At 66.4% G+C, this 26,655-nt stretch carries 25 protein-coding genes; 16 read left to right on the forward strand and 9 right to left on the reverse strand.

Annotated elements, in window-relative coordinates; genetic code table 11:
• From N8I71_RS04385 to N8I71_RS04415, 7 genes are all read right to left on the reverse strand, one after another.
• Window positions 1–1,254: a flavin-dependent oxidoreductase gene (locus N8I71_RS04385; RefSeq protein ID WP_262876713.1), complete on the reverse strand. Its 1,254-nt coding sequence runs from the start codon at window positions 1,252–1,254 to the stop codon at window positions 1–3.
• Between the two features lie 294 nt (window positions 1,255–1,548).
• Window positions 1,549–2,910 (reverse strand): dipeptidase, encoded by a 1,362-nt coding sequence (locus N8I71_RS04390; protein ID WP_262876714.1) that lies wholly within the window; start codon window positions 2,908–2,910, stop codon window positions 1,549–1,551.
• Window positions 2,911–2,928: 18 nt separating this feature from the next.
• The gene (locus tag N8I71_RS04395) at window positions 2,929–4,761 is read right to left on the reverse strand and encodes an ABC transporter ATP-binding protein (protein WP_262876715.1); all 1,833 of its coding nucleotides are present in this window, start codon (window positions 4,759–4,761) and stop codon (window positions 2,929–2,931) included.
• A 2-nt stretch (window positions 4,762–4,763) separates the two neighbouring features.
• On the reverse strand, window positions 4,764–5,579 hold the full coding sequence (locus N8I71_RS04400) for an ABC transporter permease (protein ID WP_262876716.1): 816 nt from the start codon (window positions 5,577–5,579) through the stop codon (window positions 4,764–4,766).
• A 4-nt stretch (window positions 5,580–5,583) separates the two neighbouring features.
• Window positions 5,584–6,525 carry an ABC transporter permease gene (locus N8I71_RS04405; RefSeq protein ID WP_262876717.1) on the reverse strand — a complete coding sequence of 314 codons (942 nt, stop codon included), beginning with the start codon at window positions 6,523–6,525 and terminating at the stop codon, window positions 5,584–5,586.
• 68 nt (window positions 6,526–6,593) lie between these two features.
• The gene (locus N8I71_RS04410) at window positions 6,594–8,132 is read right to left on the reverse strand and encodes an ABC transporter substrate-binding protein (RefSeq protein ID WP_262876718.1); all 1,539 of its coding nucleotides are present in this window, start codon (window positions 8,130–8,132) and stop codon (window positions 6,594–6,596) included.
• A gap of 112 nt (window positions 8,133–8,244) precedes the next feature.
• A complete protein-coding gene (locus N8I71_RS04415) occupies window positions 8,245–9,903 on the reverse strand; it encodes an amidase (protein WP_262876719.1) in 1,659 nt (552 codons plus the stop codon).
• A gap of 212 nt (window positions 9,904–10,115) precedes the next feature.
• Here N8I71_RS04415 and N8I71_RS04420 point away from each other — a divergent pair, with 212 nt between their 5' ends.
• Window positions 10,116–10,784 (forward strand): TetR/AcrR family transcriptional regulator, encoded by a 669-nt coding sequence (locus N8I71_RS04420; protein WP_262876720.1) that lies wholly within the window; start codon window positions 10,116–10,118, stop codon window positions 10,782–10,784.
• Window positions 10,785–10,789: 5 nt separating this feature from the next.
• Here N8I71_RS04420 and N8I71_RS04425 read toward each other — a convergent pair whose 3' ends face one another.
• Window positions 10,790–11,494: a GntR family transcriptional regulator gene (locus N8I71_RS04425; protein WP_262876721.1), complete on the reverse strand. Its 705-nt coding sequence runs from the start codon at window positions 11,492–11,494 to the stop codon at window positions 10,790–10,792.
• Window positions 11,495–11,747: 253 nt separating this feature from the next.
• Between N8I71_RS04425 and N8I71_RS04430 the strand changes: the two genes are divergently transcribed.
• From N8I71_RS04430 to N8I71_RS04500, 15 genes are all read left to right on the forward strand, one after another.
• Window positions 11,748–12,422, forward strand: a complete 675-nt coding sequence (locus tag N8I71_RS04430) for an aldolase/citrate lyase family protein (RefSeq protein WP_262876722.1) — start codon at window positions 11,748–11,750, stop codon at window positions 12,420–12,422.
• Window positions 12,419–12,892, forward strand: coding sequence for an OsmC family protein (locus N8I71_RS04435; protein WP_262876723.1), 474 nt, complete (start codon window positions 12,419–12,421; stop codon window positions 12,890–12,892). Before N8I71_RS04430 ends, N8I71_RS04435 begins: the two co-directional genes overlap by 4 nt.
• Window positions 12,892–13,785: a polysaccharide deacetylase family protein gene (locus N8I71_RS04440; protein WP_262876724.1), complete on the forward strand. Its 894-nt coding sequence runs from the start codon at window positions 12,892–12,894 to the stop codon at window positions 13,783–13,785. Before N8I71_RS04435 ends, N8I71_RS04440 begins: the two co-directional genes overlap by 1 nt.
• Entirely contained in the window at window positions 13,782–14,480 is a 699-nt protein-coding gene (locus tag N8I71_RS04445; RefSeq protein WP_262876725.1) for a fumarylacetoacetate hydrolase family protein, read from the forward strand. Before N8I71_RS04440 ends, N8I71_RS04445 begins: the two co-directional genes overlap by 4 nt.
• A complete protein-coding gene (locus N8I71_RS04450) occupies window positions 14,477–15,364 on the forward strand; it encodes a polysaccharide deacetylase family protein (protein ID WP_262876726.1) in 888 nt (295 codons plus the stop codon). The genes N8I71_RS04445 and N8I71_RS04450 overlap by 4 nt, the downstream gene beginning before the upstream one ends.
• A 47-nt stretch (window positions 15,365–15,411) precedes the next feature.
• Window positions 15,412–16,425, forward strand: coding sequence for a TRAP transporter substrate-binding protein (locus tag N8I71_RS04455; RefSeq protein WP_262876727.1), 1,014 nt, complete (start codon window positions 15,412–15,414; stop codon window positions 16,423–16,425).
• Window positions 16,426–16,489: 64 nt separating this feature from the next.
• Window positions 16,490–17,059 carry a TRAP transporter small permease gene (locus N8I71_RS04460; protein WP_262876728.1) on the forward strand — a complete coding sequence of 190 codons (570 nt, stop codon included), beginning with the start codon at window positions 16,490–16,492 and terminating at the stop codon, window positions 17,057–17,059.
• A 3-nt stretch (window positions 17,060–17,062) separates the two neighbouring features.
• A complete protein-coding gene (locus N8I71_RS04465) occupies window positions 17,063–18,325 on the forward strand; it encodes a TRAP transporter large permease (protein ID WP_262876729.1) in 1,263 nt (420 codons plus the stop codon).
• Between the two features lie 14 nt (window positions 18,326–18,339).
• Window positions 18,340–18,510: a hypothetical protein gene (locus tag N8I71_RS04470; RefSeq protein WP_262876730.1), complete on the forward strand. Its 171-nt coding sequence runs from the start codon at window positions 18,340–18,342 to the stop codon at window positions 18,508–18,510.
• On the forward strand, window positions 18,507–19,910 hold the full coding sequence (locus N8I71_RS04475) for an amidase (RefSeq protein WP_262876731.1): 1,404 nt from the start codon (window positions 18,507–18,509) through the stop codon (window positions 19,908–19,910). The genes N8I71_RS04470 and N8I71_RS04475 overlap by 4 nt, the downstream gene beginning before the upstream one ends.
• Entirely contained in the window at window positions 19,907–20,896 is a 990-nt protein-coding gene (locus N8I71_RS04480; protein WP_262876732.1) for an amidohydrolase family protein, read from the forward strand. The genes N8I71_RS04475 and N8I71_RS04480 overlap by 4 nt, the downstream gene beginning before the upstream one ends.
• Window positions 20,893–23,148 (forward strand): xanthine dehydrogenase family protein molybdopterin-binding subunit, encoded by a 2,256-nt coding sequence (locus N8I71_RS04485; protein WP_262876733.1) that lies wholly within the window; start codon window positions 20,893–20,895, stop codon window positions 23,146–23,148. The genes N8I71_RS04480 and N8I71_RS04485 overlap by 4 nt, the downstream gene beginning before the upstream one ends.
• Window positions 23,149–23,321: 173 nt before the next feature.
• Window positions 23,322–23,996: a VPLPA-CTERM sorting domain-containing protein gene (locus N8I71_RS04490; RefSeq protein ID WP_262876734.1), complete on the forward strand. Its 675-nt coding sequence runs from the start codon at window positions 23,322–23,324 to the stop codon at window positions 23,994–23,996.
• A 539-nt stretch (window positions 23,997–24,535) separates the two neighbouring features.
• Window positions 24,536–25,543 (forward strand): hypothetical protein, encoded by a 1,008-nt coding sequence (locus N8I71_RS04495; protein WP_262876735.1) that lies wholly within the window; start codon window positions 24,536–24,538, stop codon window positions 25,541–25,543.
• A gap of 60 nt (window positions 25,544–25,603) precedes the next feature.
• Window positions 25,604–26,029, forward strand: a complete 426-nt coding sequence (locus tag N8I71_RS04500) for a hypothetical protein (protein WP_262876737.1) — start codon at window positions 25,604–25,606, stop codon at window positions 26,027–26,029.
• Window positions 26,030–26,136: 107 nt separating this feature from the next.
• On the opposite strand, the gene N8I71_RS04505 is transcribed toward N8I71_RS04500, so the two are convergent.
• Window positions 26,137–26,466, reverse strand: coding sequence for a hypothetical protein (locus N8I71_RS04505; protein WP_262876738.1), 330 nt, complete (start codon window positions 26,464–26,466; stop codon window positions 26,137–26,139).
• Between the last annotated feature and the right edge of the window lie 189 nt (window positions 26,467–26,655).

Consider the following 26,655-nt stretch of genomic DNA (forward strand, 5'->3'; position numbering starts at 1 on the left):
TCACTCCGCCGCAAGCTGCTGCTGGTGGAAGCCCGCGACCCGCTTGTAACGGTTCACGATCTCGTCCAGCTCGTCTTCCGAGATGACGTCATGCACGTTTTCGAACGGCTTGCCGCCCGTGCGCTCATAGACCTCGCGAAGGATCGTATCCGGCGGGTTTTTCCTGTTCATCAGAACGACTTCGCCGGTCTTCTTCACGCGCTCCACGTCATAGGCCTGAAGCGCGTCTGGCCCCACGCCCATCTCGCAGAAACGCTCTGTCATGACGCGGGCGTCGATGATCGACTGCCCGGCCCCGTTCGAGCCGCGCGGATACATCGGATGCGCCGCGTCACCCAGAAGCGTCGCCCGCCCGAAGGTCCAGGTCGGCAGCGGATCGCGGTCCACCATCGGGAAGATCAGCGGACGCTCGGTCTTCTTCAGCAGGTCCGGAACGTCGAGCCAGTCGAAATGCCAGTTCTCGAACGGCGCGAAGAAATCCTCGAGGTTGGCGGGCTTGTTCCAGTCCAGCACCTTGGGACGCGGACGCTCCTGCGTCACGACCCAGTTCATGAGCTGGTTGCCCTCGTCGTCGATGTTGTTCCGGATCGGGTAGACCATGATCTTGCCCACCGGCATCCAGCCCGCGCGGATCGTGTTCGCGCCGCTGAGGAAGGGCTTGTAGGGCGTCACGCCGCGCCAGATCGTGTAGCCGGAATAGACCGGCTCGCCCTCGTCGGGGTAGAACTGCTTGCGCAGCACCGACTTGATGCCGTCCGCGCCGACGGCGACCTTGGAAGTCACGGGCGGAAGGGCATTGCCCTCGCCGTCCACGAAATGCGCCGTGACGGTATCGTCATCCTGCTCGACGCCCGTGCAGCGGTAGCCGGTCACGACCGATTCCGGCCCGAGACGCTCGATCACGGCATCGAGGAGAACCTCGTGAAGATCGCCGCGATGAATCGAGAACTGGGGCCACAGGTAGCCGGCATCCATGCCGGCGGCCTCGGTGTAGATATGCTGGCCGTACTGGTTGAAGTACGAGGCGTCCTTGGTGCGGATGCCGACGCGATCCAGCCCTTCGAGCAGGCCGAGCGAATCAAGCTCCTTCACGGCGTGCGGCAGCAGGTTGATCCCCGCCCCGATGGCCTTGATCGTGGGAACCGCTTCGTAGACGCGGCAGGAGATGTTGTTCTGATGGAGGAACAGCGCGAGGGTCAGGCCCCCGATACCGCCTCCAATGATGGTTACGTCCTTCATCGTTTCCGTCGTCATGTCGGCACCGTCCAGTCTGATGGAAGATCTCTGACAAGATGTTTAGGTCATACCCAGGAAGTACGCAACAAACGGATATTATAGTAAATCATACTTGCGAGATATCATTGGTCGGGCTGGGACTGCCCGCGCGCGATCCGCAACCTGCCCTCCCCCGCGCATGACCGGCGCGGGGCGATCGGGAGTGTAGACGCCACCGACGCGCCGCACTCCGACTTGGCGTACGACCCGATGGCCCCCCGGGGGACGGCCATGAAATCGGAGATCGGTCTTCGCCGGGGCGGCGGCCGCGCGTCAGAGGCTCTCGAACAGGCGGCAATAGGCCTCCTGCCCGCGCCGGAAGGTGTCGAGCCGGAAGAACTCGTCGGGGGCGTGCATGTTCTCGTCGTCGTGGCCGAAGGCGAACATCGTGGCGTGCACGCCCAGATGCTCCAGCAGCGTCGTCATGACCGGGATCGAGCCGCCCGCCCGCGTCCGGTAGGGGCGTTTGCCGTAGATCTCCTCCAGCACCTGCGCCGCGATCACGCTCGAATTGTGCCCCCGCGGGACGAGGAACGGGTTGCCGCGCGCGGGGCCGGGCTGGAAGTCGACGACGACACCCTCGGGACAGTGCCGCTCCACATGCGCGCGCAGCACCTCCACGATCCGCTCGGGCGACTGGTCGGCCACGAGGCGGCAGGTGATCTTGGCGCGCGCCTCGGCGGGAAGAACGGTCTTGGTGCCCTCCCCCTGCCAGCCGCTCGTGAGGCCGTTGACCTCCAGCGTCGGACGCGCCCAGAGGCGTTCTCGGGTGGTATAGCCCGGCTCCCCGAACTCGGCCGGCGCGCCCGTCTCGGCAAGGTAGGACGCAGGATCGAAGGGCACTTCGGCGATGGCCGCGCGCTCGGCCTCGGTCAGCGGGCGCACGTCGTCGTAGAAGCCGTCCACGGTGACCGTCCCGTCCGCCGCCTTCATCGAGGCGAGGATCTGCGCAAGCGCCATGGCCGGGTTCGCGATGCCGCCCCCGTGGAGCCCCGAATGCTGGTCCGACCGCGCGCCGCGCACGACGATCTCGCACGATGCGAGCCCGCGCAGCCCCTCGACGATCTGAGGCTGGTCCGGCGCCCATTGGGAGCCATCGGCGGAAAAGATCATGTCGGCCGCGAGCCGGTGCGCGTTCGCCGCGACGAATTCGGGCATGTCGGGCGAGCCGATTTCCTCCTGCCCCTCGAAGAAGAACCGCAGGTTGACCGGCAGCCGTCCACCAGTCTTCAGCATCGCCTCGACCGCGACGATGGGGATGAACATGCCGCCCTTGTCGTCCGTGGCGCCGCGCCCCCAGAGCTTTCCGTCCCGCACCTCGGGATCGAACGGCGGAGACGACCACAGCTCGAACGGCTCGGCGGGCTGCACGTCGAAATGCCCGTAGACGAGGACGGTCGGACGGTCGGGACCCGCATGAAGCCAGTCGGCCAGAACGACGGGATGGCCCGCGGTCGGCAGGATCTCGACGTTCTCGGCGCCGGCCGCGGTGAGGCGCTGCGCGACCCAACTGGCCGCGCGCCGCACGTCCGGCGCGTTCTCGGGCTTGGCCGAGACCGAGGGGATGCGCACGAACTCGATCAGCTCCGACACGAAACGATCCTGTTCCCGGTCGAGGTAATCCTTCCAGGCCATTGAGTTTTCTCCCTTCCTTCAGTCGTCCCGCAGCACGAGGTGCCCCGGCGAGACCTCATCGTAGACCGGCGCCGGGCGCGTGTGACCGGCCGGAAAGACCGGCGACGGCAACGGCTTGAACTCGGCGCTTTCCTTGAGCATGCGCTGCGTGGGGTCCGCGATGGGCACTCCCGCCAGCAGGGTCCGCGTATAGACGTGGCGCGGGTCCTCGAAGATGTCGGCGCGCGATCCGATCTCGACGATGCGGCCCAGATACATGACCCCGACGCGATGCGACACGCGCTCCACCACGGCCATGTCATGGCTGATGAAGAGGTAGGACAGGCCGAAATCGACCTGAAGCTCCATCAGGAGGTTCAGCACCTGCGCCTGCACCGAGACATCGAGCGCGGAGACCGCCTCGTCCGCGATGATGAGCTTGGGGTTGACCGAAAGCGCACGGGCGATGGCCACGCGCTGACGCTGTCCGCCCGAAAGCTCGTGCGGGAAACGGCGCATGAAGTCTCGCGGCAGGCCCACGCGGTCGAACAGGAAGGCGATGCGGTCGTCAAGCTCGGAGCCCCGCGCGAGATCGAAGTTCAGGATCGGTTCGGCCACCTGCTTTCTCAGCCGCATGAAGGGGTTGAGCGAGGCGAACGGGTCCTGGAACACCATCTGCATGTTGCGTCGCGCCCGCCGGAGCCCGCCCGCGTCGAGGCCGAGGATGTCCTGCCCGTCCATCACCACGTCGCCGGATGTCGGTTCCACCAGCCGCAGGATGGAGCGCGCCGTCGTGGACTTGCCGCATCCCGACTCGCCGACAAGTGCCAGCGTCTCGCCATGGGCCAGCTCGAAGCTGACATTTTCCACCGCGTGCACGTTCGCCACGACCCGTCGCAGGACGCCGCCCTTGATCGGAAACCGGGTCGTCAGCCCCTTCACCGACAGGACGGGCCGCCCCGTCGTCGAAACCGACGCCGGCCTGGTCGCGACCGGTTCCGGCGCGCCGGGGATACGCAGGGGTTCGGGCGCCGGCTTGCCGCGCATCTCGCCGAGCTTCGGCACCGAGGCCAGGAGCGCCTTGGTATACTCCGCCTGCGGTTCGGCGAAGATGCGCTCGACCGGCCCTTCCTCGACCTTTTCGCCGTTGCGCATCACCACGACCCGGTCGGCAAGCTGCGCCACCACCGCCATGTCGTGCGTGATGAAGAGGACAGCCATTCCGAACTCGCGTTTCAGCCGCTTGATGAGGCCGAGGATCTCCGCCTGGATCGTCACGTCGAGCGCGGTCGTCGGCTCGTCGGCGATAAGAAGCTGGGGGCGGCAGGCCATCGCCATGGCGATGACCACACGCTGACGCATGCCCCCCGAAAGCTCGTGCGGATATTGCCTCAGCCGCCGCTCGGGCTCGGGCAGGCGCACCTCGCGCATCAGTTCGATCGCGCGTGCGTCGGCCTCGGCTGCCGAAAGGCCGCGATGACGGCGCAGCCCGTCCGTCAGTTGCCGCCCGATGGTGAAGACCGGGTTCAGCGCCGTCATCGGTTCCTGGAAGATCATCCCGATCCGGTCGCCGCGCAGGTCGATCATCTTCTCCGCAGGCATCTGCGCGAGGTCGATCGCCTCGCCCTCGCCGGGCCGGAACCAGAGCCGACCGGAGACGATCCGCCCGCCGCCGAATTCCACGAGGCGCAGAAGCGAGAGGGAGGTGACGGACTTGCCCGATCCGCTTTCGCCGACGACGCAGACGGTCTCGCCGGGGTTCACGGTGAAGCTGACGTCCTTCACGCCGGCGATCGGTCCGCTCTCGCCGTCGAATTCGACGCGGAGGTTCTCGATGGAGACGAGAGGTTGCTGCGGGGGCTGGTCGAGCATGGTCACCTCACCCTCGGGTCGAGCACGTCGCGCAGGACATCGCCAAGCAGGTTCAGCCCGAGGATCGTGATGGCGAGCGCGGCCCCCGGCACCAGTGCCGTCCAGGGCGCGATGTCGAGGAATTGCCGCGAGGCCTGGATCATCAGCCCCCAGGAGGCCATCGGCGGCTGCGTGCCCAGGCCGAGGAACGACAGCGCCGCCTCGGCCAGCACCGCGAAGGCAAGGCTGATCGTCGACTGCACGATGAGCGCGGGCATGATGTTGGGCAGAATGTGCCGCAGGATCATCTGCCCGTCGCGGGTGCCGGCGGCACGTGCGGCCTCGACATAGGGCATCTGCACGACGCGCAGCGCCTCGCCCCGCACGATCCGCGCGAGGAAGGGCGTGAACGCGACGCCGATGGCGATGATCGTGTTCTGCAGGTTCGGCCCCAGCACCGCCGAGATCGTCAGAGCAAGAAGCAGGACCGGAAAGCTGAGGAGCGCGTCGATGATGCGCATCAGCACGTTGTCGATCCGCCCGCCATAGTAGCCCGAGACGATCCCGAGCGGCAGGCCCAGCACGATGGACATGCCGACGGCGAGGACCGCGATGCTGAGCGAGGTCTGCGCCCCGAGCATCACCCGCGCGAAGAGGTCGCGGCCGAGCTGGTCGGTGCCGAGCGGATAGGCGAGCGACGGCGGCTGTAGCCGCGCGCTCATCACCATCTGCGTCGCCCGCTCCGGCGGAATGAAGAAGGGCGCGAGGACCGCGACGGCGAGCACCGTAAGCAGAAGGGCGAGCCCGATCAGCGCCTTGGCGGAGAGAAACTTGCGCATCGCCCTACCCCAGCCTGATCCGCGGATCGATCACCCGGTAAAGGAGATCGACGGCGAGGTTCACCAGCATCACGACCGCCGCGATCACGAAGATCGTGCTCTGGATCAGCGGGATGTCACGGTTGAGCAGCGCCTGATATGTCAGCCAGCCCATGCCGGTGTAGGAAAACAGGCTCTCAATCACGATGATGGAGCCGAAAAGATACCCGATCTGGAGGCCCGCCACCGTCATCACCGGGCCGATGGCATTGGGCAATGCGTAGCCCCAGACGACGGTGCGTTCGGGCAGGCCCTTGGCGCGGGCCACGCGGATGAAATCCTGGTTGAGGATGCCCATCATGGCCGAGCGGGTCATGCGCGTGAGGTGCGCCATGAGACCCAGCGCAAGGGCAAGGGACGGCAGGAAGGCATGGCGCACGGCGCCGCCGAAATTCTCGGTGGGGTCGACGAACCCCGAGGACGGAAACCAGCCGAGATAGGCCGCGAAGAACAAGATCAGCATGATGCCGATGAAGAAGTCCGGCATGCTCAGGCCCAGAAGCGCCGTGGTCGACGAGGTCGTATCCTGCCAGCGGTCGCGATGCCGCGCGGCCCAGACCCCGAGCGGGATGGCGAGCGCGAGTGCCATCATCATCGTCATGACCACGATGAGCCCCGAGGCGAGGACCTTCTGCGAGATGAGCGGGGCGATGGGTTCGTTGAACAGCAGCGACTCGCCCCAGTTGCCCGTCAGCATCCCCCCCATCCAGCGCCCGTACTGCACCAGGAGCGGATCGTTGAGCCCGAGCGACTCCCGCAGACCCTCGAGTGCCTCGGGGTTGGACTGGGTGCCCATGATCATCATCGCCACGTCGCCCGGCAGGATGTTGGTGATCCCGAAGGTGACGATGGAAATGAGAAACAGCGTGAGGGCGACCGACAGAAGCCGGTTGAGGAGGTAGACCATCGGGGCTGGGTCCGGGGCTGGGATGGCGGGCGGGGCGAACCTGTGGCGCGCCCCGCCCCGATATCAGGTCAGGCGTTCAGCCATACCTTGTGGAAGGTCAGGTTCGACCCGTTCGGATGCACCACCCCGTCAAGGCCGCCCACCGAGGGCAACGCGGCGATCGACCCGTTGCGATACCACAGCACGACGTCCAGCGACTCGTCGAAGATGTGCTGCTGGATGCGCTTGTAGATGTCGATGCGCGCCTGCGGATCGGTCTCGCCCCGCGCCGCCTCGGCCAGCTCGTCGATGAGCGGGTCCGAGATGTTGCGGTAATTGAAGCCGCCCGTGGTGTGGTAGAGGCTGTAGTAGAGGCGATCGGGCTCCCAGATGGTGAAGAAGTTCATCATCGTCATCTCGAAGTCGCGGTCGACCCAGACCTGGCTCAGCCAGTCCGCCCAGGTGAGTTGCTCGATCGTCATGTTGACGCCCGCCTCGCGCGCCCATTCGGCGATGATCTGGGCGCTGTCCACATGGTAGGGATAGTTCGTCGTGACCTTGAAGACGACGCTGAGGCTTCCGGGCGGATAACCGGCCTCCTCCAGAAGGGCGCGGGCCGCGGCGATGTCCTGCGCCCGCTGCACGAGGTCGCCGTTGCGCGAGGCGTCGTTCGGGAAGCTCGGCGTGGGCGTGGTCTGCCCCTGCCCCCAGAGCGCGCCCTGAAGCAGCATCTCCTTGTCGATCATCAGGTCGAAGGCCTGGCGGACGCGTCTGTCCTGGAACAGCTCGAGGCTGTGGTTGAAGTTCAGGAAGTCGAAGTTGAGCGGCGCCCAGGTGCGGACCTGAAGCTCGGGGTCGGCCTCGACCTCGGAGATGCGCTCGGCCGGGATATCGTTGATGAAGTGCAGCTCGCCCGTGCGCAGACCGGTCAGGCGCACCGTCGGCTCGGTGATCTCGCGCGCGAGGATGCCGTCGAGATAGGCCGGGCCGTCCCAGTAGTCGTCGAAGCGCGCAAGCTCCACCTCGTTTCCGAATTCGCGGCGGATGAAGCGGAAGGGGCCCGCGCCGATCGGTGTCTCGCCCTGGATGTCGCCGGAGCCCGCCGGCATCACGACGCCCGCCCCGTTCTCGGCCAGACGCGCGAGGAACGGCGCGTTCGCCCGCGACATGCGGATGACGACGGTCATGTCGTCCGGGGTCTCGATGGCATCGACGTCGTTGAACACCTCGAAGTTCACCGCCCCGGTCTCGGGATTGCGGAGACGCTCGAAGGAATAGACGACATCCTCGGCCGACATGGTCGAGCCGTCGTGGAACATCACGCCCGGCCGGAGACGGAAGGTGTAGGTCAGGCCATCGTCGGAAACCTCGAAGCTCTCGGCGAGTTGCGGCACGACCTCCATGTTGGAATTGATGGTGACGATCCCGTCATGGATGTTCTGCAGCACGCGCGCGGTCGAGGCGGTGCCCGTCTGGTGCATGTCGAGGTTCTGCGTCGTCTCGGAATGGCCCCAGATCAGCGTACCGCCGGTGACCGGCTCCTGCGCGCGGAGGGCCGAGGGCCCGAAACCGAATCCGAGCGCGCCCGTCGCGATGATGCTGCTGGCAAGAAACTCCCTGCGTTTCATGATCTTATCCCCTATGTTGCCGACGGCCTAGGCCGGCTGTTGCAGCGTCCGAAGCCCGCAGGCATCGGTCTTCGGTTATGCGAGGCGCCGGGGCGGCCGGCGCGACGCGGCGTCAGCGCGCGAAGGTCGGGCGGCGCTCGGCCACCCCCAGCGCGGTCTCGAGGGCCATGCCGAGATTGAGGATCGGCCCCTCCTCGAACAGGCGGCCCCACAGGGAGATCCCCTGCGGCACCGTGAAGATCTGGCCGGCGACGTCCTCCTCGCCCACGCTGAGCTTGCCCGCGCCAAGGCTGGCCTTGCCGCGCGTTCCCACCTCGAGAAAGCCCGCGCGCAGATGCAGGCAGGGATGACCGGTGAAGTTCGACGCGACGAGCATGGGGCCGGTCATGAATGGCCCGACAAGGACGTCCACCTCGCGGAACAGGCCGTCGAGCGCCTTCATGACGCGCAGGCGCAGCCGGTCGAGCTGCACGTGATCGACGGCCGACAGGAAACGCGCCTTGCGGAAGGTGTTGGGCCAGGCGCCGGCATCCTGCCAGGTCAGCGTGTCGTCGGTGTTCTCCAGCGTCAGTTCCTCGAAGGCGGCGGCCGCCTCGGCATAAAGCGTGTTGATGAGCGCGCCGTAGGGCAGATCGGGCAGCTTGACCTCCCGCACCTCGACACCGAGGTCGCGCACGGCCTGAAGCGCGGCATGGTCGACGGCCGTCGCGCCCTCGCCGAAGGCTTCCGGGAGATAACCGACCTTGAGATGCTTCCACTCCGCGCCCGCATCGAAGTGGAACGGCGCCGCGATGGTCGAGGGATCGCCGAGGTCGGGACCGTTCAGCGCCGCGAGCACCATGCCCGTATCCTCGACCGAGCGGCAGATCGGCCCCACCTTGTCGAGCGTCCAGCACAGCGCCATGCCGCCCGTCCGTGGAATCCGCCCGAATGTCGGCCTGAGCCCCGTGGTCCCGCAACGCTGCGACGGCGAGGTGATGGAGCCGAGCGTCTCCGTCCCGATCGCGAAGGCGCACAGACCGGCGGCCGTGGCCGAGGCGGACCCGGCCGAGGACCCGCTCGATCCTTCGTTCAGGTTCCAGGGGTTGCGGGTGACGCCGCCGTACCAGATGTCGTTGTAGGCGAGCGCGCCGACCGTCGTCTTGCCGAGAAGCACGGCGCCCGCGGCGCGCAGGCGATCGACGATCACCGCATCCCGGTCCGGGACGCGATTCCGGAACGGCTCGGCGCCCCAACCCGTCACGACGCCCTTGGTATCGAAAAGATCCTTCAGCCCGTAAGGGATGCCATGCAGCGGCCCAAGCCAGATGCCGGCGCCGATCAGGGCATCCGCCGCGTCGGCCTCCGCCCGCGCGATCTCGGGCGTGACGGTGGCGTAGCATTCGAGATCGGGGTTCAGCGCCTCGATCCGCGCGAGGTAGATCTCGGTCAGCCGGCGGCTCTTGAGCTTGCCCGCCCTGATCCACGCGGACAGCAGGGCGACCGGGGCGAAGGCGATATCCTCGTCCGTACCGGGCAGCTCCACGGCGGCGTTGTCCGAAAACCGCAGCGGGCCGACCGGCGCGGGCATCGCGAAGGTGGGCAGACGCGGATCGAACCGCGTCGCCATCGGTTCATCGTTGGCAAGGCGCACGGCACGCCGCATCCGCGCCGAGGCGAGCTGTCCCTCCAGGTTGTCGAGCATCAGCTGCCGTTCCTGTGGGGTGTAGCTTACGCCCGCGAGGCGTTCGGCGCCCTCGATATCGGCCAGAGTGAAGGAATCCTTGGTCATGCCCACCGCTCATCGATCCATTCGCAGACAATGCTTTCTGCGTCACAAACCGTTTGTCAACTATGCTCTGTTCGAAATAAATCGTATTCATCATATGGTTTTTGTGGAAGCTTCAATATCTGCCGCGGGAATCGAGGGTTTGCCGCGTTTTGTGGCAGCGTGTTATCTGCACCCTGCCGTCGCGGGGGCGCGCCGAGGGGACAAGTGTGACGATGGACCAGCCTGTTGCGCGCGTGCGCGCCTACAATATCGAAACGCCCGACCGTCTCCTCGACGCGGCCGAGAGGCTGTTCGCCGAGCGGAACTATCAGACCGTCACGCTGAAGGAGATCGCCGCGGAGGCGAACGCCAACGTGGGCCAGATCGCCTATCACTTCGGCAAGAAGGAGACGCTGGTCCGCGAGACGATCCAGCGCCGCGCCGGCGAACTGAACCGCGAGCGCATCGCGCTTCTGGAGCAGTACGAGGAACTGGTCGGCCCCGCCAATGTCGAGGTCGAGCCGCTCGTCCGCGCCCTCATCCTGCCCTACTACAACAAGCTCGACGGGGAGGACGAGCAGTGGCGCCACTTCGCCACGTTCGTGGGTCGATCTGTCTGGGACGGCACCCTGTCGGCCTACATGAGCGAAAGCTTCGACGACGTGGCGAAGCTTTACATCGCGGCCTTCCTGCGGGCGATGCCCGAACTCGCGCACGAGGACGCGATCCGGGGCTTCCATTTCCTGATGGCGGTGATGCATGCCGCAACGGTCCGCGACGCGCGTGTCGAGGGCCTGCTCGACGCCGCCGGCAAACAATCGGACTGGGCCGCCTACCGCGACATCGTCATTCCGTACATCAGCGCGGGCTTCAAGGCGATCGCGGCCGCGCGCGGCGCCTGACCCGCCTAGCGGGCCGGCCGACGCTCCAGCTCGTTGTACTTCACGCTGGTGACGTGCTCGCGCATCAGCAGCTCGGCGCGCCAGCCATCTCCCGCACGGATCGCGTCGTAGATCCTGTGGTGATCGTCGTGGCGCCGCCGCACGGGGTTCTGGCTGAAGGAAACGATGTTGCGCAGGCTCGTGGCCGGCCGGGCAAGGGCAAGGCGCAGCGTGTCCTCGAGCATCTGGTTGTCCGCCGCGGTGATGACCGCGGTGTGGAACAGGACGTTGGACTGGCGATAGGCCTCCATCTGCGCGGTCGTGCCCTCGAAACCGGCGACCACGTCGTCCCCGAGGGCGAGTGCGTCCTCGAAAAGCGCCGTCACCTTCGGGTCCGGCGGACGCGCCGCCGCGAGACGGCAGGCCAGCCCCTCCAGAACGGCCCGGATCTCGTAGCCTTCCGCGACGCTTTGCGGCGAATACTCGCGCACCGTGAACCCGCGGTTCGTCTCGTAATCCAGCAGACCTTCGGCCGCGAGCGCATGAAGCGCGGCGCGCGTCGGCGTGCGCGATACCCCGAGCCTCTGGCTGAGCTGCACCTCGTTCACCCGCTCACCGGGGGGAATCCCGCCTGACAGGATGCTTTCGCGCAGCTGGTCCGCGACCTGGAGCGATCGTGGAACGGCCTTTCCGGACGACGACGATTCGTAGCCTTCAAAGGACTTGTTCATGACTGCGCTCTCCAAGCAGCGAACGTTGGCGTTTCCAGCACCGGGGCCCCAACTGTGCACAATTTTTCGGCTTCGTCGGAACCCGTTTTTGGCCACCTGATACATGATATCATAAGATACTCTTTTTTCACATGAAATTTTTCCCGGCCCGACGCCGGTTCAGATTTTTTCCCGCGATGTTGACACGTCCAGCCTAAAGTGCGCACACTTTGCGCATCGGAAGCCGGACCATGGGTCTGGGGGGATCTTCTAAATGGCCGACCTGAAAAGCCGCCTGTACGGTGACGCGCCGCTGATAGCCGTCAATCCCGGTGGGCTTGCCGTTTCCGTCGCCGACGCGCTGGCCGGGCAGGACGATCTGGCCATCTTCATAGATTGCGAGCGTACGCCCGTGACCGTCTCGGAGGCCGCGATCATGGCCCGCGCAGCACGGGCGAACGGGCTCTTCTCGATCCTGCGCACCGAAAGCGCCGATGCTGCCATCGTGACGCGCTATCTTGATTGCAGGATCGACGCCATCGTGCTGCCGCAGATGGAAAGCTCCGCCCAATGCGCGGCCGTGCACGCGGTGTTGGAAACCCATGCTGCCACCGCGAAACGGACGACCTTCATCGCACAGATCGAGAGCGCCGCAGGCCACGCCGCGCTCGACGAGATCGCGCGGACGCCGGGCATCGACGCGATCCTGATCGGACCCAATGACCTCGCCGCCTCGATGGGACTGCCGGGACAGCCCCAGCATCCCGACGTGGTGGCGGCGGTCGACGACATCTCCGCCCGCGTCCGGGGCCACGGCCTCGCCTTCGGCCTGCCCGTCAAGGCCGCCACTGCGAGCGACTGGGCACACCGCGGCGCACGGCTTTTCTACACGGTGCTCGGGCAGTTTCTGGGTGACGGGCTGAGGCAACTTCGGGAGGCACGGGCTTGAAGATCAAGCAAAAGCCCCTGATCCGTGTCTTCGTGGAGGGCAACTGCCCCACGATGAGCCTGACCGAGGTGCGCACCCGTGGGCACGCTTTCGTGGTGGACGAGCCGCCCTATCGTCACGGGACCGATGTCGGCCCGACGCCCCTCGAAACCATGCTCGGCGCCCTTGTCGCCTGCACGAACGTGATCGCCCGCCGGATCGCCCATGAACGGGACATCAAGCTGCATTTCCGGAAAATCGGCTGTGAAGGGATGCTGGATCATCGCGGCATCGACGCCGAGGCGGATGTGCCCGTGCCCTTTCCCGACATCCGGCTGACACTCGAAGCGGAAACCGACGCAAGCGAGGCGCAACTCGAGTCCCTCAAGGAGGCGCTCGAGCAGCGCTGCCCGATGTCGGTGATCCTGCGCAACGCCGGAAGTCGCCTCTCAACCGAATGGCAGATCGTACCCACGAAGGAAGCAATGTGATGACCTCTTCCCCCACCCTCCCCTCCGATCGCGTGCCGTTTTCCGCGATTGTCGACAGGCCGCCGATGGAATTGCCGGGCAAGGCGAAGATCATCGTCTGGACCATCGTGAACCTCGAGGTGTGGGACATCTCCCGTCCGATGGCGCGGCAGGTCATCCCGGCGCCAACGGGCCAGGTCCTCTTGCCCGACGTGCCGAACTGGTCGTGGCACGAATACGGGATGCGGGTGGGCGTCTGGCGCTTTTTCGACCTCTACAAGCGTCTGGGCATCAAGCCCACGCTCTCGATCAACGCGCGCGTCGTCGAGGATTACGCCCGCGTCGCGCAGGAGGCCAAGGATGCCGGGTGGGAGTTCATGGGCCACGCCTGGGAACAGATGCCGATCCACAAGGTCGAGGACCAGGCGGCTATGATCAACCGCTGCATGGACCGGCTGGAGGAATTCACCGGCAAGCGCCCGGTGGGCTGGCTCGGGCCGGGCCTGACGCAGACCTACGAGACGCCGGAACTGCTGGCCGAGGCGGGCGTGAAATACATCGGCGACTGGGTCTACGATGACGAGCCGACGGTCATCAGGACGGACAAGGGGCCGCTGGTGACGCTGCCCTATTCGGTCGAGTTGAACGACATCCCAACGATGATCGTGCAGCATCACGAGTCGGGCTACTGGCAGCAGAAGTGCTGCGACCAGTTCGACCGTCTCTGGCAGGAGGGCGGAGACCGCCCCCGGATCATGGCGATCGCCATCCATCCCTACATCTCGGGCCAGCCGCATCGCATCAAGTACCTCGAGGAGGTCTACGCCCACATCAACAGCCACGAGGGCGTGCTCCACTGGAACGGCGAGCAGATCTACGACTGGTACAACGGGCAGCATCAGGTGCACGGGTGAGCGACTTCGTCTTCACTCCGCCGGCGCAGGTCAGCCTGGCGATCTCCGGGACCACGGCGCGGTTTCCGGTGCGCAGGGTCTATTGCGTGGGCCGCAACTACGAGAAGCACGTCCTCGAAATGAACGAGGGGGCGGACCTGCGCGACCCGCCCTTCTTCTTCCAGAAACCCGCCGATGCGGTGGTGGAGGATGGGGCGACCGTCCCGTTTCCGCCGATGACGGAAGACCTGCAGCACGAAGTGGAACTCGTCGCCTGCATCGGAACGGGCGGCGCGAACATCGCGGTGGCCGACGCCCTGGACCACGTCGCCTACTACGCCGTCGGGATCGACCTGACCCGCAGGGACCTGCAATTTCGCGCCCGCGAGAAAAGCTGGCCCTGGGAGATGGGCAAGTCCTTCGACCATTCCGCGCCGATCGGCGTCCTCACGCCGGTGTCGGAGGCGGGGCACGGGGTGCGCGGCATCAGCCTGTCGGTGAACGGCACGGAGCGCCAGAACTCCGACACGGCGCACATGACGTGGTCCGTGGCCGAGGTCGTCTCGCGCTTGTCCGAACAGTACCGCCTGGAACCCGGCGACATCATCATGACCGGAACGCCCGAGGGCGTGGGCGTGATCGGGCCGGGCGACGTGGTCGTGGCCAGGGCCGACGGCCTTCCCCCCCTGAGCATCACGATCGGAGGTCGCGCATGACACGCCTTCTGCCCAATCAGCGCCTCGCGTATTCGCCGATATCGCAGCGCCCGCCCCTGTCCCTGCCCGACGGAAAACGCCTTGCCGTGTGGGTGATCGTCAACATCGAGGAATGGGACCCCGAGCGGACGATGCCGCGCACCGTGCTGACGCCCCCCGCGGGCGGCTCGCCGACACCGGACGTGCCCAACTGGGCGTGGCACGAATACGGGAACCGCGTGGGGTTCTGGCGTCTTCTCGAGATCTTCGACGACTACAAGATACCCGCCGCGCTCGCGATCAACGGGTCGGCCATCACCACCTATGAGCCGATCTCGCGCGCCGCGAAGGATCGCGACTGGGAGTTCATCGGCCACGGCTTCACCCAGCTCAACATGCAGAAGGTCGAGGACGAGCCGGAAGACATCCGCAAGACCACCGAGGCGATCGAGACCTATACCGGCAAGAAGCCGCGCGGCTGGCTCGGCCCGGGCCTCACCGAGACCTGGGAAACGCCCGAGCACCTCGTGGACGCCGGCTACGACTATGTCTGCGACTGGGTGCTGGACGATCAGCCGGTCGATCTGAAGACGGCCAACGGCAGCATAACGAACGTGCCCTACACGCAGGAATGCAACGACGTGGCGATGATGCTGATCCAGCATCATCCGGCGCGCGAATACCGCGACCGCGCCATCGACCAGGCCGAGCAACTGCTCCATGACGCGCAGGGCTCCGCCCGCGTCATGGCCCTCGTGCTGCACCCCTACATCATGGGTGCGCCACACCGCTGCCGGTACTTCCGCGAGGTGATCGAACATCTCTCATCGCGCGAAGGCGTGATGTTCACGACCGGTGGCGCGATCTGCGACTGGCACAAAGCCGCAAACCCCGAAAAAACCTAACCCAGCTGGGCCCGACCGGGCCGCACTATCAACAGGAGAGCACGACAATGATGTTCAAGACTGCCCTACAATTGACAGTCGCCGCGGGTGCGGTGGTGGCCCAACTTGCCACCGCGACCGTCGTCCAGGCCCAGACCTTCAACCTGAAGATCGCGCATCTTCTGCCGCCCGGCGACCCGCGCGACCTCGGCGCGCAGCGGATCGAGGAACTCCTCGAAGCCGACGCGCGCTGCGACATCGACGTGCAGGTCTTCCCGTCGGGCCAACTCGGCGGCTTCACCGAGATCAACGAAGGGGTCCAGTTCGGCTCCATCGAGATGAGCATCCAGCCGGCGGCCTACATGGCGCCGATCAACATCACCTCGGCGATCCTCGACTTCCCGTTCTTCTGGCCCACGGACACGGAACAGCTTCTGGCGCTCCACCATGGTCCGGCAGCCGACATGCTGGCCGAGTCCTTCACCCCCTACAACATGGTGATGCTCGACATCTGGCATACCGGCTTCATGCAGTGGACCGGTAACGAGCCGATGAACACGCTCGACGCCTACCAGGACCGGATCGCCCGCGTGATGCCGTCCGAACTGATGACCGAGCGCCAGGTGCTGTTCGGTCTGAACCCGGTCACCATGCCGTTCTCCGAGACCTACAGCGCGCTGCAGAACGGCGCGATCGCGGCACAGGAAAACCCGATCCCGACCACCTTCAACATGCGCTTCCACGAGGTTCAGGACTACCTGACCCTCACCTCGCACGGCACGCTTGACCAGTACGTCACGGTCAACAAGCCCTGGTGGGACGGCCTGACCGACGATTGCCGCACCGCGATCACCGAGGCGGTGGCAGAAGGCAACCGCGTCTGTCTCGAAGAGACCCAGCGCCAGGAAGTCGCGGCCCTTGCCGCGATGCGCGAAGCCGGAGTGACGGTCGTCGAACTGACCGAGGAAGAGCGTGCCGCGATGCGTGACGCGACCCTTCCCGGCATCCGCGACTGGTATCTCGCCCGCACCGGCGCCGAAGGCCAGGCCATCTACGACGCCTTCGTCGCAGAGATGCAGTAACCCGGATCGGGACCGCCCCTGACCAGGGGGCGGTCCCTTCCCCTTTCGACATGGAGGACCTGCCGTGATCGGCCACCTCGCCAGCCGGGCGCTCGACGCCATCGACAAGCTGATCGATGGCTTTTCCGCCGTGGCCCTCATACTGGTCACCGCCATCGTCTTCCTGAACGCCGTCGGGCGCTACTTCCTCTCGTTCAACCTGATGGGAGCGGAAGAGGCCTCGCGGCTCCTCATGGTCTACATGTGCTTTCTCGGGGCCTACACACTGCTGCGCCGGGGCGGACATGTCAGCGTCGACGTCGTGACGCTACTGGCCTCGCCGCAGGTCGTGCGCATCATGCGCGGGCTCGTGGGCCTGGTCATCATTCTGGTCATGGGCTTCCTGGCCTGGACCAGCTGGGAGCTCGTCGCGTTCTCCGCGGGGACCGGCCAGCGCAGCACCACCCTGCCCGTCCCGCGCTACCTGTTCTTCCTGCCGGCCGCGATCGGCGCGACCCTGTCCACGATCGCCGGCATCGAAATCGTCATCCGCGCGATCACCAATACGCTTCGGCCGCTTCCCAATGCCGTGCTGGCAGAAGCCGAAGCCGCCGCAGACGACATCGAAACCTCCGCCGAACAAACGAAAGGCTGAGCGATGCCAGCGGTCATCTTTTCCATCATCGCGTTCGGACTGCTGATACTTGCGGCACCGATCTTCCTGGCGATCATCACCGCCACCTTCATCAGCTTCGACCTCTTCGCGCCGCCGATCCCGTCCATGGTTCTGCCGCAGCGCATGATCGATGGCGTGAACCGCTTTGCCCTCGTGGCCATTCCGCTGTTCATCTTCGCCGCCGACGTGATCTCGCGCGGGCAGATCGGCAAGCGGCTGGTGGCCCTTACCGAGGCCACGATGGGCCATATCACCGGCGGCGTCGCGATCGCCACGGCGGGCGCCTGCGCGATCTTCGGCGCGATGTCGGGGATCGGGCCCGCCGCGGTGGTGTCGATCGGGCCCATCGTCTACCCGTCGCTGGTTCAGCAGGGCTACAGCAAGGGCTTCGCCGTGGGATTGATCCTGTCGGCCTCGACCATCGCCATGCTGATCCCCCCCGGCATCGCGATGATCCTCTACTCGATCGAAACCAACAACTCGGTCGGCGCGATGTTCATCGCGGGCCTGAGCACGGGGATACTCCTCACCCTCGTTCTCGCCCTCTATTCCTACGCCTACGCCAAGGTCAAAGGGATCGGCCGCGCGCCCAAGGTTTCCTGGGCCGGGCGGATGCGCGCGTTGCGCCGCGCGGGCTGGGCGCTTGGCTTGCCGGTGATCGTGCTGGGCGGCATCTATTCGGGTGCCGCGACCCCGACGGAGGCCGCCGCCTTCGCCTGCGTCTACGCCATCTTCGTCGAAACGCTGATCTACCGTCAGCTGCGCGTCCGGGACCTCTTCAAGGTATCGGCCGCGTCCGCGCAGACCATCGCCGTTCTTCTGATCCTGATCGCGTCCGGCACGGTGATGACCTACTTCATGACGCTGATGCAGTATCCCGCGCAGATCAGCCAGGCGATCGGCGGGTTCCCCCCGGTGATGCTGCTGGCGATGATCAACGTCTCGTTCCTGATCGCGGGCATGTTCATCGATCCGAACTCGGCCATCATCGTGCTGGCCCCGCTCATCTACCAGTCAGCGATGAGCGCGGGGATCGACCCGATCCACCTGGGGGCGGTGATCGTCGTGAACGTCGCGATCGGCATGGTGACGCCGCCCTTCGGCCTGAACCTCTTCATCGGGATGACGACCTTCCGTATCGGCTATTTCGATGCCGTGAAGGGCGTCATGCCCTTCGTGCTGCTGATGATCGTGGTGCTTCTGCTGGTGACATACATCCCCGGCATCGCGCTCTTCCTCCTCTGACATCCGGGACCGACATGACCGAAACACGCACGCCTCCTGCCACGGATGCCGTATTCCAGCGCCACGCGGGGCTGATCGCGGCGACCGAAAGCGCGGTGGACGCCCTGCCGGCGCTGTCGCCGGACGCCTCGCCGCAGAGTTTTCCGGCGCTCAAGGCCTCCGAACGCCCCGGGGCATCGGAATGAGCGGCCTGGTCGAAACCGCCGACGCGATCCGCCGCGGCGAGACCACCGCCGAGGCCGAAACGCGCGCAGCCTTCGCGCGGCTCGAGGCCGCCGGACGTTCGTTCAATGCGGTGGCGGCGCTGGACCTCGACGCCGCGCTGGAACAGGCCGGCGCGGTCGACAAGGCGCGCGCGGCGGGCGAGACGCTTGGCCCGCTGGCCGGTGTGCCGATGGCGCACAAGGACCTCTTCTATCGCAGCGGACGCGCCTGCCATTGCGGCAGCAAGATCCGCGCGGGCTTCGTGCCCGACACGACGTCCACCGCGCTGTCCCGGCTCGACGCCGCGGGTGCCGTGGACCTCGGCACGTTGCACATGGCGGAATTCGCGCTCAGCCCCACGGGCTACAACGAGCATTTCGGGCATGGCCGGAACCCCTGGAACCCCGCCCATATCTGCGGCGGGTCATCCTCGGGATCGGGCATCGCGGTCGCGGCGCGGGCGGTGCCTGCCTCGCTCGGGACCGACACCGGCGGCTCGGTGCGCCATCCGGCGGCGGCCTGCGGCCTGACCGGCGTGAAACCGACCCATGGCTGTGTGAGCCTCGCGGGCGCGATGCCCCTGTCGGCGACCCTCGACACGGTCGGCGTTCTGACCTGCAGCGCGCGGGACGCGGCGCGGGTCATGGATGTCGTCTCCGGCGAGGATCCGGCCGACCCGACGACCGCCTGGGCGCCGTCGCTGTCCCACGAGGCCGCCCTGACCGGAGACATCGGCGGCCTGACCATCGCGCGCCCGCGCGGTTATTACGACGACGAGCTGTCCACCGAAGTCGAAACCGCCCTGAACGAAGCCTTCGGCTGTCTCGTCGGTGCGGGCGCGAGCGGCATCGAGACACGCGCCCCCGATATGGTCGGGGTCAACGCCTTCGCCCATCTGGTCGTCGCGGTCGAGGCCGCCACCCTGCACCGGCGCTGGATCGAGGAACGCCCCGATGACTACGCCGATCAGGTCCGGGCGCGGATCGAGCCGGGTCTGTTCTACGGGGCGACCCATTACCTCGAAGCGCTGATGCGGCGCGGAGCGATGGCCCGGGACTGGCTGGACGCCGTGCTGGGAGAGGCCGACGCGGCGATATTGCCCGCCTTTCCCGTGGCCGTGCCCACGATAGCCGACACCACCGAAGGCGGCGCCGAAGCCGTGGCCGCGACCATCGGCAAGCTCACGCGCAACACGCGCGGGATCAACTACCTTGGGCTGCCCGCCGTGGCGATACCGGTCGGATTTTCGGCCAGCGGCCTGCCCATCGCCTGCCAGATCGTGGGCAGACCCTGGAGCGAACCCCTGCTCCTGCGCATCGCGGACGCGTTTCAGCGCATGACCGATTTTCACAGGCGGACACCGCCGGAGGCCGTTGCATGATCATCGACATCCACACGCATACGCTCTGCCCGGGAGTGAACGACCTTCTGGGCGGTCCGCCGTCCCCCGAACTGATCCCCTATCAGCGCGACATGGCGCCGGAAGGAAAGGCCGTCGACGCGGCGCAGGGGCCCGAGCTCATGCGCAAGTTCAACGATCTGGAAACCAGGCTGGCCGCGATGGACGCCATGGGGGTCGACTTCCAGATCGTGGCCCCGGCGCCCGGGCAACAGCACTACTGGGCCGAGGCCGAACTGCTGGCCGCCGTGTCCGCGCTCCAGAACGATCACGTCGCGGCCCTCGTGGCGAAGAAGCCCTCGCGGTTCGGCGGTTTGGGGACCCTTCCATTGTCCGCCCCGCTCGCCGCGGTAGCCGAAGCGACCCGCGCCGTGGAAGAACTCGGTCTTCTCGGCTTCCAGATCGACAGCCGGGCGGATGCCATGGAATTGTCGGACCCTGCCCTCGACCCGGTATGGGCCCGGCTCGCCCAGCTTGGCGCGGCCCTCGTCATTCACCCGCTGGGGTTCAGCCACGGCCAGCGTTTCGGCGACTTCTTCATGGTCAACACCGTCGGCCAGCCGCTGGAGGAGATCATTGCCGCCAACCACCTGATCTTCGGCGGCATCCTCGACCGTCACCCGGAGCTTCGGGTTCTGATCGTGCATGGCGGCGGCTATTTTCCGTTCTATCTCGGGCGGCTCGACCATGCCTGGAAGGCGCGTCCCGAACTGCGCCGCCTGACATCGCAACCGCCATCGGAATACCTGCGGCGGATGTGGTACGACACCTGCGTCTTCGACACAGGCACGTTGACACGGCTCCTCGATCTGGCGGGGCCGGACCGCGTCATGATGGGAAGCGACTGGCCCTTCGACATGGGCGACACCGATCCCGTCGGGCTGGTGAAGAAGACGGTCACGGATCCGGCCGCGCTGGAACAGGTTTTCTCCCGCACGGCCAGGGACTTTTTCGGGATGACGTCTTGAACCGACCACTTCTGGGGATAGCGCGGTACACGGCGGATATTCCGGCGGAGGGCGCGCTTCATGTCGCGTTCCTGCGGTCCGATCACGCACATGCGGACCTGCTCGGCCTGGATACCTCCGACGCGCGCGGGGTGCCGGGCGTGGTGGCCGTGCTGACGGCCGAGGACCTTGGCCCGCTTGGCGCGTTCCCCGCCTTCCTGAGACAACGCACGGTCGATGGCCGTCCCCTCGTCGTGCCGCGCCGCCCGGTGTTGTGCGAAGGCCGGGTGCGCCATGTCGGCGAGCTGATCGCGATGGTGGTCGCCGAAACCCGTGCGGCCGCCCTCGACGGGGTCGAGGCGCTGGCCCCAGACTTCGAGGATCTGCCCCCCGTCATCGGCCTCGACGCCGACGGCCTGCCCGACATACATCCCGAAGCGCCGGGAAACACGGCCGCGACCGTCGCCACGGGAGATGCCGCCGCCGTCGCCTCGGCTTTCGCGAAGTCCGCGCACGTGGTGGAGACGCAGGTCCACCTGCCCCGCATGGCTCCCGTCCCGCTCGAGCCGCTCTCCGCGATCGCGGCCCACGACCCGGAGACCGGGACATTCGATCTCTGGACCCCGCACCAGGGCATCGCCGAACAGCGGCGCGATTTCAGCGCGGTCCTGGGGGTCGCCCCCGGAGCGGTCCGCGTCCACGCCGAGCGGGTCGGCGGCGCCTTCGGCGTGCGGGGGGCCGCGTTTCCGGAAACCGTGGCCCTTCTCGCGGCCGCCCGCCATCTTGGCCGCAGCTTGCGCTGGCAGGGGACGCGGAGCGAAGGCTTCCTCGGCGACTACCATGGCCGCGGGATGCGCCTGTCCGGGAAGATCGCACTGGACGAGACGCTTCGCTTTACCGCGATCGACGTCAGGGTCGAAGCGGACCTCGGGGCCTATGTCCACCCCGTGGGCGCCCATATCTCGGTCAACAATCCGCTGGCCACGCTGACCGGATGCTACCGCATCCCGGTGACGGCGGCGGAATTCGCGCTCAGGTTCACGAACACGCTTCCGATCGGGCCTTTCCGGGGCGCGGGAAGGCCGGAAATCGCGCTTCTGGTGGAGCGGCTTGTCGACGAGGCGGCCGCGGCCACGGGGTGCGACCCGCTCGACCTGCGGATGCTGAACGCGCTCGCGCCCGACGCCTTCCCCTACACGACGCCCGACGGGTTCATCTACGATAGCGGCGACTATCCGAGGCTCGTCGCGATCGCCCGCAAGGCCGCCGACTGGGACGGTTTTCCGGCGCGGGCCGAGGCGGACCGCGAACGCGGCCTTCTTCGGGGGATCGGGGCCGCCCTGTTCGTCGAAGTGGCCGGCGGCGGGGCAGCGCCGCGCGATGCGGTCCGCCTCGAGGTGGACGAGGCGAACGGAATGGCCCGCATCGCCATCCTCACGGCCACCCAAAGCACCGGGCAGGATCACGAAGGCCTGTTCAGGGGCATGTTGTCGGCACAGCTCGGCATACCGGAGACGGCCATCACGCTGAGGCAGAGCGCGCCCGAGGATACGCCGCAGGGCCTCGGTTCCTTCGGGTCGCGCACGACGATCCAGGCGGGGTCGGCCCTGCACAACGCGGGCAAGGCCCTGATCGCGCATCTCGTCGGCATCGAGGCGCGGCGCCGCGATCTGCCGGAAGAGGACCTCGTGGCCGATCCGCAGGCCATCCGCGACGGGTCCGGCCGCGTGCTCTGCACCCTTGCCGAGGCTCTCGACCGCGCGGCGCGAGCGGGCGGTTTTCACGTCACCGGCGATAGCCCGGTGGTGAACACCTTTCCGTCAGGTTGCCATATCGCCGAACTCCGGATCGACCCCGAGACGGGTCAGGTCGAGAACCTTGGCTACACCGCCGTCGACGACGCCGGCCGCGTCCTGTCGCATCACGGCGTCGAGGGGCAGCTGCGGGGCGGCATCGCGCAAGGCATCGCCGGCGCGCTGATGGAACAGCACAGCTTCGATGCCTCCGGTCAGCTTATCACGGGCACCCTGATGGACTACGTGGTGCCGAGGGCCGGGGACATGCCGCCGGTGCAGGTTCTGGCCCATGACGTGCCGTCGCCGACCAACCCGCTCGGCGTCAAGGGCGTGGGCGAGGCCGGCACCACAGGCGCGCTTGCGGCGACCTGCAACGCCACCGCGAATGCGCTGAGGCGCGCGGGCGCATCCTTGCCGGAGATTCCGTTTACGTCCGCGACGATCTGGAACGCCCTGCATCCCGACAGGGTCGACTGACCAATTCCGGGCGGCCTGTGAAGGAAAAGGGTCGACGGACTTCATAATTGCAGGAAGCGGTTCGCCCATCGAGCACCTCCCCGAGAGGTGCAAACCGTGAACCATTGACACGAGGGGCGCGCCAAGCTACCAAAAATGTGGCATTTATGTGGCCGGATTTACGGAATTAATCCATGAAATATGTTCTCAGCGCTGCACTCGGCCTGGCACTCTCGGGCCTGGTCGCGACAACCTCCTCCGCAAGTACCGTGACCCTCGAATATCTCGGCATCGCCGATGGAGCGCGCGTGAGTGCGCAAATCGACGGTGTGGAGGTCGAGCCGCGTGGCCCGTTCCTCGCCGGTTCGTTCGACATTCGGGACCACTTCACCGCCGACACCTTCCTTGCCTGGTGCGTGGAGGTCACGCAGCTGATCGCCGACAAGGCGACCTACACCGTGACGAACTCGTTCCTCGACCCGCAAAGGGATACCTTCCTCAGCCAGCTGTTCACCGGCTTCCTTGGCCAGACGGGAACGGATGTCGGGGCAGCGGCGTTCCAGCTTGCGATCTGGGAAATCGTCGAGGAAACCGCGACGTCCAACCCCGGCGACCTGAGCCTGACCACGGGCATCTTCACCGCAGCGTCCTCCACTGCAGAGGTCATCTCGACGGCGAACTCGTGGCTTGCGGCGCTTGGCCAGTATGATCCCAGCTATCGGATCACCTACTTCGTCTCGCCGACCAGCCAGGACATCATCACGGTTGCGCCCGTTCCGCTTCCGGCCGGCATCCTGCTGCTCGGGGCCGGTGTCGGTGCCCTCGTGCTCGTCCGCCGACGCGGACAGTCGAAGACGGCAACGGCCTGACAACAGGCGGCGGCCTCAACGGCCTGCTGCAGAGAACGTCGCGGCGCCAGACCTCTGGGCCGCGACGATTTTTTTGCACCATCGCCATCGGGAAACACTGCGTTTCACCCTGCGCCACCGGCATTGCGAGAGGCCCGCATGCCTCGGTCCACGTGGACGGCGAGGCGGGTGTGCCGTCACCAGGCGTATGCACTGGCCCTGCCCCCCTCCGACCCGCGCAGGTGAAGGCTCTGATTTCCTTTTGCACCAGAAGGTTGGACATCCAGCGCGGACCGGCGCCGCCGGGACATGGCGGGGATCGGCGGTTGTGGGCCTCGGGAGCGTGCAAGCCTTCCCGCCACCGCCCTACGGAAGGGCCAATTTGCGAAGAAATCTCCCGTTTTCCGGGCCGATACGCCAACGTCGCAGTTGACAGCGACGGAAAATAAGGCGCTATCTAGGCAGGAATATGACGCACTTGGGAAGGATCCCGCTGTCGTGGTCGCAAGATTTTTTATTAATACTTTTCAGATACATGTTCATTTCCTGAGGAGACCAGAATGAAATTTTCGGGAAGGGCGATCGGCTTGCCAGTCGGATTGGCCCTTTTGGTCGGACCCGGCATCGCGGTTTCGCAAACCCTCGACGCCTCCATCATCGACGACGATCTGCGCGGGCAGATCGATTTTCGGGACGTGTCCTTCCAGGACTGCTTCGAACAGCCCCAGTGCTCGGCGCAAGGCGTCACGATCACGGCGGAGCGTCGGGGCAATGACGGCGTGACCTGGGTTCCGGCGCAGATCTACTGGGACCCGGTCGACGGCGTGGCCGTGATGGCCGGCGGTCAGAACGACGAGATCGATTTCGACGAACGCCTTCTGATCGTGTTCGACGGGACGAAGGAAGGCACCATCAACATCGAGCGCGTCTGGCTGAGCGACATCTTCATCGGCGAGGATGAACGCTATGGCAGCATCGATCCCGCGGGCGACGAAGATGTCGAGGTGGCCGTCATCCAGTCGATGTTCGCCAATTCGATGGTCGCCGAGGCGATCGTCGATGGCGCCAACGTGCTGCCGCCCGATCCGTTCAATGCAGAAGTCATCGCCGGAAACCAGGAAGATGGCGACCTCTTCCGCCGCGTCGTCATTCGGGACGACGTGATCTCGGTTGTCGTTCCGGACGGCGGCGCCACCGGCACCGGCGAGCTTCTTTCGTTCCAGATCACCGAAGTAGACGAGGCCAAGCTGTCCCTTTTCGAAGGCATCGAAACCGTCGAGATCGAGCTGGCGGACATCCTTCTCGGCTTCAACGACGTGCCGTTCTACATCGGGGGCACCGTCAACGCCGATATCATCGAAGCTTCCCTCGGCAACGAGGCCGACCTGCTCGGGATCAACGAGAGGGCCCAGCGGACGCGTCTGGTCGGCTCGGTTTCGAATGGTGAACTCGGGGTCGAGATGGACGGAACGCTCGATGTCGACATGCTGATTTTCATGTCCGTTCTCGGGGGCAGCAACGACTACTCGGTCGCGGGTATCGTGCAAGCCGAAGACGGAGGACGCTGAATTGAACCCCAGACCCTTCAGGACTCAGGCAATGACATTCGTCATGCATGGATTTTCAAGATGAAGTCCCCATTCCTCCCGAAATTCGCCCGGCTGATCCAGCTTGTCCTTATCGGCTCGACGGTCATCACCCGCACGGCGTCCGGCGCCGGCGCGCCCGATAGCGCGCTGGAGCATGAACTCACCTGGATGAAGGTGCGCGAAGGCATCGCCGGCACGACCGACAGCGTCCTGTTGCCCGCCGATGTGCGGCGCCTTGCCGAAGAAGGCTATGGCGAGGACTTCCGCTACCGGGTTGGCTCCACGTATCGCGCGATTTCGCCGGAAGGCGTGGCGCGGCTCGATGCGCTCTGGATGGAGTCGCTGGCGCAAAGCGGTGCAAGCGCCGAGGTCGTGGACTCGTTCCTCGAGGCCCGGTCCTCCGTGCTGACCGAGACCACCGACGCCCCGTCCACACGCATCTTCAAGCGCGCCTACGAATTCTGAAATCGCCAAGGCGGCCGCGCAGCCCGTCACGGCCGTCGCTGCGCCCACGACGGGCCGTGTGGACCCCAGTTGAGGCGAACCGGGCCCTTTCGGGGCCCGGGCGTGCCTCAGCCGCTCAGGTTGGCCAGCTGCACGGCAAGGCCCTGATCGCCGCTTCCCGAAGCGACGAGGCAGGACAGACCGCGATCCGGGAGGCTCACGAGGATTGTCCAGGACTGGCTCGCCGGGTTGGAATAGACCTCCAGCACTTCGCCGGTTCTGGAAACGGCATTGCCGTAAAGCGCTTCGCCGAAGCGATCGTTCAGCGCCTGGACGACATGGGTCCGATCGGCGCAGGTCGCGGTGGTGGCCGAAGCCGCCGGCGCGATCAATGCATTCGCCGCGCAAGCCGCTGCGAGAACGAGGGAATTGCCGGTCTTCATAATGATCAACCTCATCCGAAATATGGGTAGCTGGCGGTGAGCGGATTCCATCCGCTCCGGTCTCGATGGTGTCTGGTCGTCCCTGAGGACCATCAGCTACGCGTCCATTGGGTCGTGCCGATGTCCAGATATTGGCAATCTGTGGACGGCCCGGAGGCCAGGGCCGCGTCCCTGCCCCGCCAACCGGCGGCGGGGCGATACGCG

It is taken from the genome of Roseicyclus sediminis, assembly GCF_025515305.1.
Classification (GTDB): domain Bacteria; phylum Pseudomonadota; class Alphaproteobacteria; order Rhodobacterales; family Rhodobacteraceae; genus Roseibacterium; species Roseibacterium sediminis.

What these genes read in the sequence shown, in the direction of transcription:
- N8I71_RS04420 (WP_262876720.1), top strand. Translation starts at nt 10,116, where the DNA reads ATGGACCAGCCTGTTGCGCGCGTGCGCGCCTACAATATCGAAACGCCC.
- N8I71_RS04385 (WP_262876713.1), bottom strand. Translation starts at nt 1,254, where the DNA reads ATGACGACGGAAACGATGAAGGACGTAACCATCATTGGAGGCGGTATC.
- N8I71_RS04450 (WP_262876726.1), top strand. Translation starts at nt 14,477, where the DNA reads ATGACACGCCTTCTGCCCAATCAGCGCCTCGCGTATTCGCCGATATCG.
- N8I71_RS04475 (WP_262876731.1), top strand. Translation starts at nt 18,507, where the DNA reads ATGAGCGGCCTGGTCGAAACCGCCGACGCGATCCGCCGCGGCGAGACC.
- N8I71_RS04455 (WP_262876727.1), top strand. Translation starts at nt 15,412, where the DNA reads ATGATGTTCAAGACTGCCCTACAATTGACAGTCGCCGCGGGTGCGGTG.
- N8I71_RS04480 (WP_262876732.1), top strand. Translation starts at nt 19,907, where the DNA reads ATGATCATCGACATCCACACGCATACGCTCTGCCCGGGAGTGAACGAC.
- N8I71_RS04470 (WP_262876730.1), top strand. Translation starts at nt 18,340, where the DNA reads ATGACCGAAACACGCACGCCTCCTGCCACGGATGCCGTATTCCAGCGC.
- N8I71_RS04490 (WP_262876734.1), top strand. Translation starts at nt 23,322, where the DNA reads ATGAAATATGTTCTCAGCGCTGCACTCGGCCTGGCACTCTCGGGCCTG.
- N8I71_RS04410 (WP_262876718.1), bottom strand. Translation starts at nt 8,132, where the DNA reads ATGAAACGCAGGGAGTTTCTTGCCAGCAGCATCATCGCGACGGGCGCG.
- N8I71_RS04405 (WP_262876717.1), bottom strand. Translation starts at nt 6,525, where the DNA reads ATGGTCTACCTCCTCAACCGGCTTCTGTCGGTCGCCCTCACGCTGTTT.
- N8I71_RS04465 (WP_262876729.1), top strand. Translation starts at nt 17,063, where the DNA reads ATGCCAGCGGTCATCTTTTCCATCATCGCGTTCGGACTGCTGATACTT.
- N8I71_RS04395 (WP_262876715.1), bottom strand. Translation starts at nt 4,761, where the DNA reads ATGCTCGACCAGCCCCCGCAGCAACCTCTCGTCTCCATCGAGAACCTC.
- N8I71_RS04500 (WP_262876737.1), top strand. Translation starts at nt 25,604, where the DNA reads ATGAAGTCCCCATTCCTCCCGAAATTCGCCCGGCTGATCCAGCTTGTC.
- N8I71_RS04400 (WP_262876716.1), bottom strand. Translation starts at nt 5,579, where the DNA reads ATGCGCAAGTTTCTCTCCGCCAAGGCGCTGATCGGGCTCGCCCTTCTG.
- N8I71_RS04440 (WP_262876724.1), top strand. Translation starts at nt 12,892, where the DNA reads ATGACCTCTTCCCCCACCCTCCCCTCCGATCGCGTGCCGTTTTCCGCG.
- N8I71_RS04425 (WP_262876721.1), bottom strand. Translation starts at nt 11,494, where the DNA reads ATGAACAAGTCCTTTGAAGGCTACGAATCGTCGTCGTCCGGAAAGGCC.
- N8I71_RS04505 (WP_262876738.1), bottom strand. Translation starts at nt 26,466, where the DNA reads ATGAGGTTGATCATTATGAAGACCGGCAATTCCCTCGTTCTCGCAGCG.
- N8I71_RS04390 (WP_262876714.1), bottom strand. Translation starts at nt 2,910, where the DNA reads ATGGCCTGGAAGGATTACCTCGACCGGGAACAGGATCGTTTCGTGTCG.
- N8I71_RS04495 (WP_262876735.1), top strand. Translation starts at nt 24,536, where the DNA reads ATGAAATTTTCGGGAAGGGCGATCGGCTTGCCAGTCGGATTGGCCCTT.
- N8I71_RS04415 (WP_262876719.1), bottom strand. Translation starts at nt 9,903, where the DNA reads ATGACCAAGGATTCCTTCACTCTGGCCGATATCGAGGGCGCCGAACGC.
- N8I71_RS04430 (WP_262876722.1), top strand. Translation starts at nt 11,748, where the DNA reads ATGGCCGACCTGAAAAGCCGCCTGTACGGTGACGCGCCGCTGATAGCC.